Annotated in this window: 12 protein-coding genes; 7 read left to right on the forward strand and 5 right to left on the reverse strand. The window is 74.4% G+C overall.

Annotation, left to right across the window (positions count from 1 at the left end; genetic code table 11):
* Positions 1–148: 148 nt before the first annotated feature.
* Positions 149–640 (reverse strand): hypothetical protein, encoded by a 492-nt coding sequence (locus tag A8711_RS18925; RefSeq protein WP_069088972.1) that lies wholly within the window; start codon positions 638–640, stop codon positions 149–151.
* A gap of 181 nt (positions 641–821) precedes the next feature.
* Between A8711_RS18925 and A8711_RS18930 the strand changes: the two genes are divergently transcribed.
* Positions 822–1718 carry a virginiamycin B lyase gene (locus A8711_RS18930; protein ID WP_069088973.1) on the forward strand — a complete coding sequence of 299 codons (897 nt, stop codon included), beginning with the start codon at positions 822–824 and terminating at the stop codon, positions 1716–1718.
* A gap of 96 nt (positions 1719–1814) precedes the next feature.
* Here the strand turns inward: A8711_RS18930 and A8711_RS18935 are convergent, their stop codons facing one another.
* Positions 1815–2690, reverse strand: a complete 876-nt coding sequence (locus A8711_RS18935) for an LD-carboxypeptidase (RefSeq protein ID WP_369830120.1) — start codon at positions 2688–2690, stop codon at positions 1815–1817.
* Between the two features lie 113 nt (positions 2691–2803).
* Between A8711_RS18935 and A8711_RS18940 the strand changes: the two genes are divergently transcribed.
* A complete protein-coding gene (locus A8711_RS18940; protein WP_069088974.1) occupies positions 2804–3571 on the forward strand; it encodes a type 1 glutamine amidotransferase in 768 nt (255 codons plus the stop codon).
* Between the two features lie 2 nt (positions 3572–3573).
* Positions 3574–6597, forward strand: a complete 3024-nt coding sequence (locus tag A8711_RS18945; protein WP_069088975.1) for a bifunctional [glutamine synthetase] adenylyltransferase/[glutamine synthetase]-adenylyl-L-tyrosine phosphorylase — start codon at positions 3574–3576, stop codon at positions 6595–6597.
* Between the two features lie 366 nt (positions 6598–6963).
* On the opposite strand, the gene A8711_RS18950 is transcribed toward A8711_RS18945, so the two are convergent.
* On the reverse strand, positions 6964–8634 hold the full coding sequence (locus A8711_RS18950; RefSeq protein WP_069088976.1) for a hypothetical protein: 1671 nt from the start codon (positions 8632–8634) through the stop codon (positions 6964–6966).
* A 36-nt stretch (positions 8635–8670) separates the two neighbouring features.
* Here A8711_RS18950 and mptB (A8711_RS18955) point away from each other — a divergent pair, with 36 nt between their 5' ends.
* Both mptB (A8711_RS18955) and mptB (A8711_RS18960) read left to right on the forward strand, forming a co-directional pair.
* Positions 8671–10083, forward strand: coding sequence for a polyprenol phosphomannose-dependent alpha 1,6 mannosyltransferase MptB (gene mptB / locus A8711_RS18955; protein WP_069088977.1), 1413 nt, complete (start codon positions 8671–8673; stop codon positions 10081–10083).
* An 11-nt stretch (positions 10084–10094) separates the two neighbouring features.
* The gene (gene mptB / locus A8711_RS18960; protein ID WP_069089123.1) at positions 10095–11582 is read left to right on the forward strand and encodes a polyprenol phosphomannose-dependent alpha 1,6 mannosyltransferase MptB; all 1488 of its coding nucleotides are present in this window, start codon (positions 10095–10097) and stop codon (positions 11580–11582) included.
* Between the two features lie 58 nt (positions 11583–11640).
* On the opposite strand, the gene glnA is transcribed toward mptB (A8711_RS18960), so the two are convergent.
* Positions 11641–13065, reverse strand: coding sequence for a type I glutamate--ammonia ligase (glnA, locus tag A8711_RS18965; RefSeq protein WP_043329312.1), 1425 nt, complete (start codon positions 13063–13065; stop codon positions 11641–11643).
* 181 nt (positions 13066–13246) lie between these two features.
* On the opposite strand from glnA, the gene A8711_RS18970 reads away from it, so the two are divergent.
* On the forward strand, positions 13247–13648 hold the full coding sequence (locus tag A8711_RS18970) for an RDD family protein (RefSeq protein ID WP_043329315.1): 402 nt from the start codon (positions 13247–13249) through the stop codon (positions 13646–13648).
* Positions 13649–13708: 60 nt separating this feature from the next.
* On the opposite strand, the gene A8711_RS18975 is transcribed toward A8711_RS18970, so the two are convergent.
* A complete protein-coding gene (locus A8711_RS18975) occupies positions 13709–14398 on the reverse strand; it encodes a DUF4191 domain-containing protein (protein WP_043329318.1) in 690 nt (229 codons plus the stop codon).
* 215 nt (positions 14399–14613) lie between these two features.
* On the opposite strand from A8711_RS18975, the gene A8711_RS32470 reads away from it, so the two are divergent.
* Positions 14614–14784: a hypothetical protein gene (locus A8711_RS32470; RefSeq protein ID WP_166456627.1), complete on the forward strand. Its 171-nt coding sequence runs from the start codon at positions 14614–14616 to the stop codon at positions 14782–14784.
* The last annotated feature ends 95 nt before the right edge of the window (positions 14785–14879 follow it).

Consider the following 14879-nt stretch of genomic DNA (forward strand, 5'->3'; position numbering starts at 1 on the left):
GGCCGCGGTGTCACGGGGACGGCGACCGGCGCCGCACCGGGGAGCCCCGGTGCGGCGCCTCTGTCCCGCCCGCCTGGTGTCAGGCGGTGGCCTCGCCGGCGCCGGTCACGAGGAGGGCCGGCCGGCGGGAAACGGCGTGGCCGTGCGGTCACTTGCCGTCCGGGCCGCCCTTGCCGCGCTCGCCGTGCGGGCCGCCCTTGCCGTCGTGGCCGGGGCCACCCGGGAACACGCCCGCCTCGGTGGCCTTGAGCACCGCGTCGGCCTGCTCCTGGGTGAGCTTGCCGTCGGTGACGGCCTGGTCCAGGCGCTCCTTCAGCGCCGCCTGCCGGTCCTCGGTCGACGGCCGCTCCGGCCGCTCCGGGCGGTCGCCCTGCCGCTGCTCGTGCAGCTTCTCCAGCGCCGCGGTGACCTTGTCGGTCGACACGCCCAGCTCCTTGGCGAGCGCCTCGGCGAACTCGGCCTGCCGGTCGGCGTGCTTCTGGCGGCGTTCGTCACCCTGGTCGGTGCTGCTGGCGCTCGAGGACGGCTTCGGGTTCTTGTCGTCGGCGAGCGCCACCGTCGGGGCGGCGATCCCGACGCCGAGCACGCCGGCAGCGGCCAGGCCGGCCAGCAGGTGCTTCTTCGACATCGTGCGGATCATGCGATTCTCCTGTTCGGTGGTGGTGCGATGACGTCACCGACAGTGAGCCCCGGAACTGAGGGCAACCCGTGGCGAACCTGTCAGCAGGCTGGCAATCCCGTCCGGAAGGCCCGTTTTATTCGTGTTGCCGGTGTGCCGGAGCGGCCGCGAGGCTGGGCGAAACCCGATGAAAGGCCACGCCATGACACAGCCTGCCATCCGCGAGATCCCGCTCACCGGGCCGGGCTCCGGCCCGTACTCGATCACGGTCGGGCCCGACGGCGCGCTCTGGCTGGCGCTGGCCGGCTCCGGCGGCGTCGCCCGGCTCGGCCCCGACGGTGAGGTGCGGACCTACCGCGACGACCCACCCGGCAGCCGCCCGCTGATCATCGTCGGCGGCCCCGACGGCGCGCTCTGGTACACCCGCTCGGGCGACGACCGGCTCGGCCGGATCACCGTCGACGGTGAGACCGGCTCGGTGGCGCTGCCGCCCGGCTGCGGCCCGTGCGGGCTGGCGGCGGGCCCGGACGGCGCGCTCTGGTACGCCGGCATGAACGACGACACGGCCGGCCGGGTGAGCGTCGACGGGGAGGTGACGTCCTTCCCGCTGCCGGTCGAGAAGGGCTTCCCGTCGATGCTCGCGGCCGGGCCGGACGACGCGCTCTGGCTCACGCTCAACCAGGCGAACGCGATCGCCCGGATCGACCCGGACGGGTCGGTGACGCTGCATCCGCTGCCCACCGAGGCGGCCGGGCCGGTCGGCATCACCCGGGGTGTCGACGGCGCGCTCTGGTTCGTCGAGATCGCCGCCGGGCAGGTCGGCCGGATCACGCCGGACGGGCGGATCGACGAGTTCCCGCTGCCGGACCGCGCGGCGCGCCCGCACGCGATCGTCGCCGACCCGGCCGGTGGCTGCTGGTTCACCGAGTGGGGCGCCAACCGCATCGCCCACCTCGACCCCGACGGCCACATCACCGCCCACGATCTGCCCACCCCCGCGTCGGAGCCCCATGGCCTCACGGTCACCCCCGACGGCACGGTCTGGGCAGCCCTGGAGATCGGCGCGGTAGCCCACCTCACCCCGCCCGCGCCGCGTTGATCATGAGGTTGGCGGCAGTTGTGGATCTCTGAACTGCCGCTAACTTCATGATCGCCGGGGCCGGGGCCGGGGCCGGGCCGGCGCCGGGGCTCGGCTTCAGCGGACGGCGGAGGTCACCGTCAGGGTGCCTGTGGTGGCGTCCAGGACCGCGGGGGTGTTCACCGGGACGGTGAGCTGGGCGGGGCCGTGGCCGATGGGCAGGCCGCCGAGCAGCGGTACGCCCAGGTCGCCCAGGCGGTCGGTGAGCACGTCCACGACAGTGGTGTCCCAGCCGTCCGCGCACTCGGTGAACTGGCCCACCGCCACCCCGGCGATCCCGTCCAGCGCGCCGCAGCGACGCAGGTGGGTGAGCATCCGGTCGATCTTGTACGGCGGCTCCTGCACCTCCTCGACCAGCAGGATCGCACCGGTCAGGTCCGGCATGTCCGGCGTGCCGATCGACGCGGTGATCAGGCACAGGTTGCCGCCGATCAGCCGGCCCTCGGCCCGGCCGGGCACCCGCACCGGGTACGTCTCCTCCGCCTCGACCGCCGCCACCGTCACCGGCTCGGCGCTGGTCAGCGCGGCGTGCAGCGACTCCGCCGAGCGGAGCGGCGTGCGCTCGTCCCGCCACGCCGCCCCCGGCCCGTGCACCCCGGCCAGGCGGGCGCCCCGCCAGAGCGCGAACTGCAACGCGGTGATGTCGGAGAACCCGGCCACCACCTTCGGGTCCCGGCGTACCGCCGCCATGTCGATCAGGTCCACCACCCGCTGCGCGCCGTAGCCGCCCCGCGTGCAGATCACCCCACGGATCTCCGGGTCGGCGAACGCCGCGTTCAGGTCCGCGGCCCGCAGCGCGTCGTCGCCGGCCAGGTAACCCCGCCGGGCGTACGCGTTCGGCGCGGGCACCGGACGCAGCCCCCAGCCGGTGAGCAGTTCGATGCCACGGGCCACCCGCTCGGGACGGGTCGGTCCGGACGGGGACACCAGCATCACCGCGTCGCCGGGACGCAGGGCCGGTGGGCGCAGGCAGTCGTCGGGCACGATCGCGAGCCTAGGGCCTGCCGGACCGTGCCCTGTCGGCCGCACCGGTTAGCCTCGACGTCGTGGCGACCGCGCTGGTGATCGAGAACGACCCGACCGACGACCTCCGCCGCCTGGGGGAGTGGCTCACCGAAGGGGGCCTGGAACTGCGCGTGCTGCGTCCGCACGCCGGTGACGCGCTCCCCGCCGACCTGGAGGGATACGCCGCGCTGGTGGTGCTCGGCGGCGACCAGCAGGCGTACCCGGGGTCCGACGGCGCCCCCGGCGCGCCCTGGTTCCCGGCGCTGGAGGGGCTGCTGCGCAAGTCGGTCCGCCAGCGGGTGCCCACGCTCGCGATCTGCCTCGGCGCGCAACTGCTCGCCACCGCGCACGCCGGCCTGGTCGAGCGCAGCCCGTCCGGGCCGGAGATCGGCCCGGCCCTGGTGGGCCGGCGCGACGCCGCCGAGGACGATCCGCTGTTCCGGTACGTGCCGCTGATGCCCGACGTGCTCCAGTGGCACGCCGACGAGATCACCGAGCTGCCGCACGGCGCGACGCTGCTGGCCGCGTCCACCCGCTACCCGCACCAGGCGTTCCGCCTCGGCGACCGGGCCTGGGGCCTGCAGTTCCACATCGAGTGCGACACCGCGATGATCGCCGAGTGGTCCCGCGACTCGGCGGTGCTGGCCGAGCTGGACTACGACCCGGAACTGGTGGTGGCCGCCTGCGACCGGGTGATGGCCGACGTCGAGGAGGCGTGGCAGCCGTTCGCGATCCGGTTCGCCGCGCTCGCGCTCGGCGAACTCGGCGACGACAACCCGCGCCGCAGCCTGCCGCTGCTCGGGGCCTGACGGTGACCCGGCCGGCCCGCGGGCGCCTGGCCCGCTACGGATTCGCCGAGGGGGACGGCGCCACGCGCGCCGCCGACCTGCTCGGCCCGGACGGGCTCGACCTGTGGCGGCCCGAGACGCAGGAGCCGGCCGACGAACGCGCCGCCGAACTGCTCGCCGCGCTGTCCCGCGCCGCCGACCCGGACCTGGCCCTGCGTCAGCTGCACCGGCTGGTCGAGTCCGAGCGGCGCTCCGGCGACGAGGTGGCCGTACGCGACGCGCTGGCCGCCGACCCCGGGCTGCGCCGCCGGCTGATCGCGGTGCTCGGCGCCTCCTCCGCGCTCGGCGACCACCTGGTCGCCAACCCGGGGCAGTGGGCGGTGCTGGCCACCGAGCCGGACGGGCTCGCCCCCACCGCGGACGGCCGGCTCGACCTGAGCGTGGCCGCCCGGCTCACCAACATGACCGGCGCGGTCCCGCTGCTGCGGCAGGCGTACCGGCTCGCGCTGCTGCGGATCGCGGCGGCCGACCTGACCGGCGGGCGCGGCCTGGAGCAGACCATGGCGGCGCTGTCCGGGCTGGCCGACGCCACGCTGGCCGCCGCCTACGACATCGCCGCCGACGAGCTGCCGGAGGGCACGCCGCGTCCCCGCCTGGCCGTGGTGGCGATGGGCAAGTGCGGTGGCGACGAGCTGAACTACGTCTCCGACGTCGACGTCATCTTCGTCTCCGCCACCGACGACGACCTGCCCGCCGCCACCCAGATCGCCACCCGGCTGATCCAGATCTGCGGGCTGGTGGCCTGGCCGGTCGACGCGGCGCTGCGCCCCGAGGGCAACCGGGGCCCGCTGGTCCGCACGCTCGCCAGCCACCTCGCCTACTACAAGCGCTGGGCCCGCACCTGGGAGTTCCAGGCGCTGCTCAAGGCCCGCCCGGCCGCCGGTGACCTGGAGCTGGCCCGGGAGTGGATCGAGGCGCTCGCCCCGCTCGTCTGGACCGCCGCCGAACGCCCCGAGGCGGTCGAGGACGTCCGGTCCATGCGCCGCAAGATCCTCGACAACGTGCCGCCGAAGGAGCTGGAACGCGAGATCAAGCGCGGTCCGGGCGGGCTGCGCGACATCGAGTTCGCCGTCCAGCTGCTCCAGCTCGTACACGGCCGGGGCGACGAGTCGCTGCGGGTGCCGGGCACCGTGCCGGCGCTGCGCGCGCTCGTGGCCGGCGGCTACGTGGGCCGCGCCGACGGGGAGGCGCTGCTGCGCGGCTACCGCTTCCTGCGCGCCGTCGAGCACCGGCTCCAGCTCCAGGCCCTGCGCCGCACCCACACCGTGCCGACCGAACCGGCCGCGCTGCGCTGGCTCGCCGCCGCGCTCGGCTACGCGGCCACGCCGGGCCGCAGCGCCGTCGAGGAGTTCCGCGCCGAGTGGGTCACCCACGCCACCGAGGTACGCCGGCTGCACGCCAAACTGCTCTACCGGCCGCTGCTGGAATCCGTGGCCCGGGTCCCGGCCGAAGGGCTGCGGCTCACGCCCGAGGCGGCCCGGCACCGGCTGGAGGTGCTCGGCTTCGCCGACCCGGCCGGCGCGCTGCGGCACCTGCAGGCGCTCACCGGCGGTGTCAGCCGTACCGCCGCGATCCAGCGCACGCTGCTGCCGGTGCTGCTGGACGAGTTCGCCGACGCCCCCGAGCCGGACCGCGGCCTGCTCAACTACCGGCAGGTGTCCGACAAGCTCGGCAGCACACCGTGGTACCTGCGCCTGCTGCGCGACTCCGGCCCGGTGGCGCGCCGCCTGGCCCGGGTGCTCTCCTCGTCCCGGTACGCGGCCGACATGCTGTCCCGCGAGCCGGAGGCGCTGCGGCTGCTCGCCGAGGACAGCGAACTGACCCCGCGCCCGCGCGAGACGCTCGTCGACGGGTTCGCCGCGGCCGCTGCCCGGCACGACGACCCGGTCGAGGCGATCCGGGCGGTCCGTGCGCTGCGCCGCCGGGAACTGGTCCGCATCGCCGCCGCCGACGTGCTCAGCCGCGCCGGCTCACTCGCGCCGCTCACCCCGCGCCCGGTCGGCGGCGGCGAGCGGCGGCCCACAGTGGTCGACGTGACGGCGGTGGGCACCGCGCTGTCCCACGTCGCCGACGCCACGCTGGCCGCCGCGCTGCGCGCCGCCCGTACCGTCCACCCCGGACCGCCCGGCCTGCGCTTCGCGGTGATCGGCATGGGCCGGCTCGGCGGGTACGAGTCCAACTACCTCTCCGACGCCGACGTGCTGTTCGTCTACGACCCGCCGCCCGGAGTGGACGAGAGCACCGCGAGCGCGGCGGCGCAGGCCATCGCCGAGGAGTTGCGCCGGCTGCTGTCCGCGCCCGCCCCCGACCCGCCGCTCGGTGTGGACGCCGACCTGCGCCCCGAGGGCCGGCAGGGCCCGCTGGTACGCAGCCTCGCCGCGTACGCGCAGTACTACGCGCGCTGGTCGCGGGTGTGGGAGGCGCAGGCGCTGCTGCGGGCCCGGTTCGTCTGCGGCGACGCCGACCTGGGCGCCGAGTTCGAGGCGATGATCGAGCCGGTGCGCTACCCGGCCGACGGGCTGACCCGCGAGCAGGTCATCGAGATCCGCCGGATCAAGGCGCGGGTGGAAACCGAGCGGCTGCCCCGGGGCGCCGACCCGGCCACCCACACCAAGCTGGGCCGGGGCGGGCTCGCCGACGTCGAGTGGGCCGTGCAGCTGCTTCAGCTCCGGTACGCCGGCCGGATCCCCGAGCTGCGCGGCACCCGTACGCTCGACGCCCTGACCGCCGCCCGCGACGCCGGGCTGCTCGACGCCACCGACGCCGCCGAGCTGGCCGCCGGCTGGACGCTCGCCGCCGAGGTGCGCGACGCGTTGATGCTGGTACGCGGCCGGGCGGGGGACCAGTTGCCCCGGCACGGGGTGGAGCTGGCCGGGGTGGTGCGGCTGCTGGGGCGCGAGGACCAGGGCGAGTTCCTCGACGAGTACCTGCGCACCGGCCGCCACTCCCGCACGGTCGTCCAGCGAATCCTGGAGTCCCCCCTCTAGCCCCTGCGCCCGCCCACGCCTCTTGGTTAGGCTGCGCCTGCCCGGCCCTCGGCCTTGTTCACGTCGGCCGTGCCCCGTCCCGCCCTCGACCTCGCCCCGCCCGGTCCCAACGTCGATCTTGCACTTGCGGCCCTAGCTGTAATGCCTAGCTGCGTCGCCTGTCGTCGGCAGCGGGGTGGCGGTCAGAGGGCGAGGCGGTCCAGCCCGGTGCCACGGGATGCCGGGACCTCGATGGCCGCCCTCGCCTCCGCTGCCGCTGCTGGTCCCGACACGCGAGAAATGCTTTCCGAATCTCAGGAAAGCCGAGAGATCTTGGTAGGGAACGGCCCCTATGGGGGCCATTTCGTACCAAGATCTCCGCCGGGATCAGCTTGTGAGGGTGTAGGTGCCCTCTCGGGGGACCGTCACCGTTGTCCACTTGCCGTCTTGGGTGACTTCGGCGCCGCCTGAGGCGGTCAGCCAGCGATCGTGGCGGACCCGGATCGGGATCGGGCCGGGGGCGGGGGCGCGGAAGGTGATCGAGGCGCCGTCCTGGCTGATCAGCTCACCCGGCGCGCCGACCAGCGGCGTGGGGTCGGCGACCGCGTACAGCTTCCAGTGCCGGTCCGACCAGACCTCGGTCAGGTACGGCAGGCCCGTCTCCACCAGCTCCGCCTCGGATCGCCCCACCCAGGAGAACTCGGCGTCGGGCACTGCCACGTACTGCACCGCGTTGTCGGCCAGCCAGTCCCGGTAGGTGACGGGGGTCAGCGGAATGCCGGTGCCGTCCGCGCCGGGCACCGTGGTGAAGAACAGCGGATTGCGGTCGATGTCGGCCTGGCGAAGCCAGCCCCGGGCCAGCGGCACCTCGCCCATCCGGGCCGCCTCCCAGTAGTTGCGGGTCGGCGGCACCTCCACCCGTCCGGTGAGCCCGCGCCGGGCCAGTTCCGCGCGCAGCGGCGCGAAGTACGCCGGGTCGGCCGTCGGATCGTCGGCGCTGCGCAGGTCGGCGGTGACCACCGGCGGCTGCCACCAGCAGACGACAGCGAGCAGGGCGGCCAGCCCGGCCGCACCGGCGGTCCGGGGCAACCGGGGGATGCCCAGCCTCGCCGGTGGCGTCGCCGCGGCGGCCAGCAGCGGCAGCGCGAACATCACCACCAGGCGGGTGGCGTTCAGCCCGACCGGGGTGGGCAGCAACGCCGACGCCAGCACCCCGGCCGCGGACAGCAGCGCGCCCACCCGCACCGGCCGGTACGTCACGAGCGCCGCGACCAGCAGGCTCGTCACCACGGCGTGCAGGGTGTCGGTGCGGCTGATGTTCATCCAGCCGCCCTCGCCGAACAGCAGCCCGGTCACGGCGAGCGGTCCGGCCGCGGGTACGGCGAGCAGCAGGCCGTCGGCGTACCGGCGGCTCAGCAGCAGCGCGACGCCGGCGAGCCCGACGAACAGCCCGGCCACCGGGCTGGCCGCGGAGGCGAGCAGCGCGGCGACAACGGCGGCGACGGCCGCCCAGACGCTCCGGCCCGCCCAGATGCCGACGGGGGAGGCCGGCGCGCCGGGGCCGGCCGGACCAGCAGCGGCACCGGCCGCACCGGCATCGGTGCCGGAGGCGTCGACGGCGGCTCCAGGTCGGGCGGGCACGGTGAGCGCGAGCAGCGCGGCCAGGCCGAACGCGACGCCGAGGGCGTACGTGACCCGGCCGGAGACCAGGTTGCCGGCGATCGTGACCACGCCGACCAGGCTGCCGAGCAGCGGTCGGGGCACCCGGGTCCGCACCAGCAGGGCGGCGAACGCGGCGGCGGAGGCGAGCAGGGCCAGCGCGCCGGTGACGCGTACGCCGAGCAGCGCCATCAGCGGCGGCGAGACGAGGCTGTAGCCCCACGGGTGCACGCCGCCGTACCAGCGCAGGTCGACCAGGGCGGACGGATGCGCGGCGAAGAAGTCGGCGCGGGCGACCTGGGCGGACAGGTCCGAGCCGGTGACCGGCAGGGTGAGGTGGAGCACGGCGAGGACGAGCGCGAACGCGGCGGACACCGCCACCACCCGACCACCCCGCATGCCCACCTCCTGATCGCGAACCACCGTACTGGCAGCATGTCGGGCGTGCCTCACCACCTCTCGCGTTGGATCGGCCTGGCGGGTTCGGTGCTGCTCGCCGTGGCCGCGTTCCTCGGCGGCGCCCTGCCCGACGGCGAGTTGCGTCCCACCCCGGTCAGCATCTGGCAGGGCCCGAACGGGCCGCTGATCATCGGGTTGTGGCTGGTCGGCACCGGGCTGCTGGCGTGGGCGTGGTGGTCGCTGCGGGACCGGGTGCCGTCGTCGCGCTGGGTGCTGGTCACAGTGGCGCTGTGGCTGCTGCCGATGCTCGTCGCGCCGCCGCTGGGCAGCCGGGACGTGTACGCGTACGCCTGCCAGGGCGCCAGTTTCTCGGCCGGGATCAACCCCTACGAGCAGGGCGTGTCGGCGCTGCCCTGCCCCTGGCTGGACACCATCTCCTACATCTGGCGGGACACCCCGGCGCCGTACGGGCCGCTGTTCGTGCTGCTCGCCGGTGCGGTGGTGGAGGCGACCGGGTCGCTGCTCGGCGCGGTCGCGCTGTTCCGGCTGCTCGCCGTGGCCGGGGTGGCGCTCACCGCGTGGGCGCTGCCGGTGCTGGCCCGCCGCTGCGGGGTGCCGCCGCGGCGGGCGCTGTGGCTGGCGCTGGCCAGCCCGCTGGTGCCCGTGCACCTGATATCCGGCGCGCACAACGACGCGCTGATGATCGGCCTGCTCGTCGCCGGGCTCGCGGTGGTGGCGGCCCGGCCGGGGCGGCCCTGGCCGCTGCTCGCCGGTGGGGCGCTGCTCGGACTGGCAGCCGCCGTCAAGGTCACCGCGCTGGTCGTGATGCCGTTCGCCGCGCTCGCCGCCATCGTCGGGGCGTACCGGATCAGGTCGCTGGTCCGCGACGGCGGGTGGGTGGTCGGCGGATCGCTCGTGGCGCTGGCCGGGGTGACGCTCGTCTCCGGCCTGGGGCTGGGGTTCATCAGCGGGCTGGAGCAGGGCAGCCTGGTGGTGGCCTGGACGTCGCCGCCGACCGCGGTGGGGCAGACGGTCGGCTATCTGCTGGCGCCGTTCGGGGTGCACGTCGACGCGCTGCCGGTGACCCGGGCGATCGGCATGGTCGTGCTGGTCGGGGTGCTGATCTGGCTGTGGTTCCGCTCGTTGCGTCGCGGTGAGCCGTTCTGGCACGCCGGGCTGGCGCTGACCGCCACTGTCGCGCTGTCCCCGCTGTTCCACCCCTGGTACTGGCTGTGGCCGCTGGCGGTGCTGGCCGCCACCGGGCACCGCACGCTCTGGTTCTCGATCGTCACGGTGGTGTCGTCGTTCCTGGTGCTCGCCGACGGCACCGGGCTGGCCCGGTACAGCAAGATGCCCGGTGCGCCGCTGATGACGCTGTTCGTGATCGGCGTGGTCGTCTGGTTGGTACGGTCGGCTCGCAAGGGCCGGCAGCCGGTTCCCGCGGACTGAGGAGTGTGCCGGTGAGCGAGGTCGACGGACCGGTCCGGCCGATCGCCGCCGCCGTCGCCCGCTACGCCGGTCTCGCCGGGGCGGTGCTGCTCACCGTCGCCGGGTGGCTCGGCGGCGCGCTGCCCGGCCCGCCCCCGCGCAGCACGCTCGCCGCGATCTGGGCGGCCCCGAACGGGCCGCTGACGCTCGGCTGCTGGCTGGCCGGGACGCTGCTGCTGGTCGGCGCCTGGTGGTCGCTGCGGTGGGGCGCGCCGTCCGGCCGGTGGGCGTACGTGACCGCCGGGCTCTGGTCGCTGCCGCTGCTCGCCGCGCCGCCGATCGGCAGCCGCGACGTCTACTCGTACGCCTGCCAGGGCTGGACGTGGACGCAGGGCCTCAGCCCGTACCGGGTGGGGGTCGCGGCGGCCGGCTGCCCGTGGACCGACTCGGTGTCGCCGATCTGGCGGGACACCCCGGCGCCGTACGGGCCGTTCTTCGTGCTGCTGGCCGGGCTCGCCGTTCTCGCCGGCGGCGGCCTGATCGGGACCGTCGTGGCGCTGCGGCTGATAGCGGTGGCCGGGGTGCTTCTGGCCGCGCTCTGCCTGCCCGGGCTGGCCCGCGCCGCCGGGGTGCCCACCCGCCGGGCCGCCTGGCTGGTGCTCGCCTGCCCCCTGGTCGGCGTACACCTGGTGGCCGGCGCGCACAACGACGCGCTCGCGCTCGGCCTGCTCCTGCTCGGCCTGCTGGTGCTGGTCCGCCTGCCGGGCAAACCGCGCGCGCTGCTGGTCGCCGGGGTGCTGCTCGGCCTGGCCGTGGCGGTGAAGGCGGTCGCGGTCGTGGCGCTGCCGTTCGCGGCGCTCGCCGCCGTGCTCGGCCGCTACACCTGGCGGGCGCTGCTGCGCGACGGCGGGCAACTGGCCGCGTCGGTGCTCGGCACGCTGCTCGTCGTCTCGCTCGCCACCGGCCTCGGGCTGGGCTGGATCGGCGGACTCGGCCACAGCGGCGACTCGCAGCAGTGGACCTCGCCGCCCACAGCGATCGGGTTCGTCATCGACTACGCCGGTGAGCTGGCCGGGCGGCGGCCCCGGGCGGTCCCGGTGGTGCGCGCCGTCGCGCTGGCGTTGCTGGCCGGGACGCTCGTCGCGCTCTGGTGGCGGGCGTGGACGACGCTGCGGCGGCTCAACGACGCCCGGCAGCGGGTGGCCCGGCTGACAGTGGCCCGGCCGCGGGTGGCGCTGCTCGGCGCGGGACTGGCGCTCGCCGCCACCGTGCTGCTCGCGCCGGTCTTCCACCCCTGGTACGCGATCTGGCCGCTGACGCTGCTCGCGGTCGCGGCGGTGCCGCTGGCCCGGGAGGTGTGGTTCGTGGCCCCCTGCGCGGCGGTTTCGCTGCTCACGCTGCCCGACGGAACCAACCTGGCCCGGTTCACGAAGGCGCCCGGCGCGGTGCTGATGACGGTGCTGGTGGTGGTCGTCGCGGTGGCCGGAGTCCGGGCGGCACTGCGCCGCCGAGCCGCGTGAAACGGCCGGGCCGGCTCCGCCATCGCGGAGCCGGCCCGGCCGGTGCTGACGAGCGTGCTCAGCAGTCGAAGTACATCGCGAACTCGTGCGGGGTCGGGCGCAGGCGCACCGGGTCGACCTCGTTGGCCCGCTTCCACTCGACCCAGGTCGAGATCAGGTCCGGCGTGAACACGCCGCCGTCGAGCAGGTAGTCGTGGTCGGCCTCGAGCGCGGTGAGCACCTCCGGCAGCGAGCCCGGGACCTGCTTGACGTCGCCCCACTCCTCCGGCGGGAGGTCGTAGAGGTCCTTGTCGATCGGCGCCGGCGGCTCGATCTTGTTCTTGATGCCGTCCAGGCCGGCCATCATCATCGCCGAGAACGCCAGGTACGGGTTGCTGGACGGGTCCGGCACCCGGAACTCGACGCGCTTGGCCTTCGGGTTGCTGCCGGTGACCGGGATGCGGGTGCACGCGGAGCGGTTGCGCTGCGAGTAGACCAGGTTGACCGGCGCCTCGAAGCCGGGCACCAGACGACGGTAGGAGTTCACCGTCGGGTTGGTGAAGGCCAGCAGCGAGGGGGCGTGGTGCAGGAGGCCGCCGATGTACCAGCGGGCGGTGTCGGACAGGCCGGCGTAGCCGGTCTCGTCGTAGAACAGCGGCTCGCCGCCGCGCCACAGGCTCTGGTGGGTGTGCATGCCGGAGCCGTTGTCGCCGAACAGCGGCTTGGGCATGAACGTGGCGGTCTTGCCCGCGGCCCAGGTCTCGTTCTTGACGATGTACTTGAACAGCTGGAGCTGGTCGGCGGCGTGCAGCAGCGTGGAGAACTTGTAGTTGATCTCCGACTGGCCGGCGGTGCCGACCTCGTGGTGCGAGCGCTCGACGGTGAAGCCACCGTCGACGAGGCGCCGCACGATCCGGTCACGCAGGTCGGCGTAGTGGTCCACCGGGGGCACCGGGAAGTAGCCGCCCTTGTAGGCGGTCTTGTAGCCGCGGTTGCCGCCCTCTTCGATCCGGCCGCTGTTCCAGGCGCCCTCGATCGAGTCGATGTAGTAGAACGACTGGTGGGCGGAGGTTTCGTGGCGGATGGAGTCGAAGATGTAGAACTCGGCTTCGGCGCCGAAGTAGGCGGTGTCGGCGATGCCGCTAGCGGCGAGGTAGGCCTCGGCCTTCTTGGCGACGTTGCGGGGGTCGCGGGAGTAGGCCTCGCGGGTGAACGGGTCGTGGATGAAGAAGTTCAGCGCGAGGGTCTTCTGCGTGCGGAACGGGTCGATGAAGGCGGTGGCGACGTCCGGCAGCAGGAGCATGTCGGACTCGTGGATGGCCTGGAACCCGCGGATCGAGGAGCCGTCGAAGGCGAGGCCGTCGGTGAACACGCTGTCGTCGAACGACTCGACCGGCAGGTTGAAGTGCTGCATCACGCCGGGCAGGTCACAGAAACGTACGTCGACGAACTTCACGTCCTCGTTGGCGAGGTATCGCAGGAGTTCCTCGGAATTGGCGAACACACGTCCTCCTGGCAGGTCCACTCCGGTAGCTAACTACTGGCGACGCTATGGCCGGGGGGTTGCCCGGCCGTGTCTCGTCTGTTTCCGCCGTGTTACGTCGCTTGCAGCGTCACTCCGACACGCTCTGGTGGCGAATGTCGGATTTTTCGTCAGGGGTTGCGGCGGCGCTACCCTGGCCGCTGTGACCGATACCGCCGCCACACCGGTGCCGCCCGCCGCCGACCCCGCTTTCACCCCGCCCAGCCTCGGCCGCCGATTCGGCGCCCTGATCATCGACTGGGTGCTGTGCCTGATGGTCGCCCGGGCCTTCTCCGACCCGGTCCGCGACGGCTGGCCGCCGGTCCTGGTGCTGATCCTGGAGTACGGCTTCTTCATCGGCCTGTTCGCCCAGACCCCCGGCATGTACCTGACCCGGCTGCGCTGCGTCGCCTGGGCCGACGGCGGCCGGATCGGGCTGCTCCGCGGGCTGCTGCGCGGACTCCTGCTGGCCCTCGTCGTGCCGGCCCTGCTCATGGACGAGCACAAGCGCGGCCTGCACGACCGGCTCGCCGGCGCCGTCGTCACCGACGCGCCGCGCCGCTGACCCGCACGAGAAAGGAGCCGGCCCCGCACGGGACCGGCTCCTTCTCGCGTACGCCGAAGGTCAGCGACCCCGGGTCTGCCGGAACGCGCCACGCGGCGGCCGCATGTTCTTCGGGACCGCGCCCTTGGGCATCTGCGGCCGCGCGGTCAGCGCCTTGAGCCGCTTGTCGAGCGCGTTGACGTCCTTCGGGGACAGGGCGCGGGGCAGCCGCATCAGCGTCATCCGCAGCTTGCGGACCGGCAGCTCACCCTCGCCCTGCCCGATCACGTAGTCGTGCAGCGGCGCCGTGCCGATCACCTTCGCCAGCCGGCGCTTCTCCTGGCCGAGCAGGCCACGCACACGCTGCGGGTTCCCCTCGGCCAGCAGGATCACGCCCTGGCGGCCCACCACCAGGTGCACCATGTCCATCTGCGTGGTGGAGCTGACCGCCGGGGTGACCCGCCAGTCGCCGCGCATGCTCTCCATGATCTGCGCCGCCGCGCCCGGCTGCCCCTCCGCGGCGTTCATCATCGCCTTGTTGGAGCGCAGGTTGAGCACGATCAGCACGGCCAGCAGGGCGAGCAGGATGCCGATCGGCAACCAGATCCAGCCCCAGGCGATCACCGCGACCACGGTGAGCGCGAGCGGGATCAGCACCGCCGCCGCCGTCAGCGGCGCGAACCACTTGTCCTGCTTGGCGGTGAACCGGAACACCATCCCGATCTGCTTCAGCCGCTGGCCGAACGAGACCTTCTCCTGGGGCTTTGCCATGCCGCAGAGTCTAGTGGTCGGCGCACGTCACGTTGATCCGTGGCCGCCTCTTCCGGAGCGGGCTGAGTACCTTACGGCCGCGCGGCCCCTCGTCGGCCCTCAGGTAAGGAGGCGGCGGGGGCAAAGATCAGGCGGCGTACCCATGTGCCGGGGGCACCTTCGCGCGAAAAGTGGATCTCGACAGCGACGACAGACCCACGACAGGGAGATCCGACATGTTCGGCAACGACGCGGAGTTCATCCTCAGCATCCACCGCAGCCACGCCTCTGAACTGCAGGCCGACGCGGCGCAGGACCGGCTGGCCCGGTCGCTGCCCCGACGGCACCCGCGCGGCTGGCTGAGCCGCCGACAGCACCACGCCCGCATCACCGACGCCCGCCGGTGACCGCGCCGGCGGTCGTCGCCGGTCCGGCCGTCACGGGGGCGGCCGGGCCGGCGGCCACCGACCGCCCGATCGGCCAGGCGAGGCCGTCGGGGGGC

Source organism: Micromonospora sp. II (genome assembly GCF_001709195.1).
Classification (GTDB): domain Bacteria; phylum Actinomycetota; class Actinomycetes; order Mycobacteriales; family Micromonosporaceae; genus Micromonospora; species Micromonospora chalcea.

What these genes read in the sequence shown, in the direction of transcription:
- A8711_RS18925 (WP_069088972.1), bottom strand. Translation starts at nt 640, where the DNA reads ATGATCCGCACGATGTCGAAGAAGCACCTGCTGGCCGGCCTGGCCGCT.
- A8711_RS18930 (WP_069088973.1), top strand. Translation starts at nt 822, where the DNA reads ATGACACAGCCTGCCATCCGCGAGATCCCGCTCACCGGGCCGGGCTCC.
- A8711_RS32470 (WP_166456627.1), top strand. Translation starts at nt 14,614, where the DNA reads ATGTTCGGCAACGACGCGGAGTTCATCCTCAGCATCCACCGCAGCCAC.
- A8711_RS18935 (WP_369830120.1), bottom strand. Translation starts at nt 2,690, where the DNA reads ATGCTGGTGTCCCCGTCCGGACCGACCCGTCCCGAGCGGGTGGCCCGT.
- A8711_RS18975 (WP_043329318.1), bottom strand. Translation starts at nt 14,398, where the DNA reads ATGGCAAAGCCCCAGGAGAAGGTCTCGTTCGGCCAGCGGCTGAAGCAG.
- A8711_RS18950 (WP_069088976.1), bottom strand. Translation starts at nt 8,634, where the DNA reads ATGCGGGGTGGTCGGGTGGTGGCGGTGTCCGCCGCGTTCGCGCTCGTC.
- mptB (WP_069088977.1), top strand. Translation starts at nt 8,671, where the DNA reads ATGTCGGGCGTGCCTCACCACCTCTCGCGTTGGATCGGCCTGGCGGGT.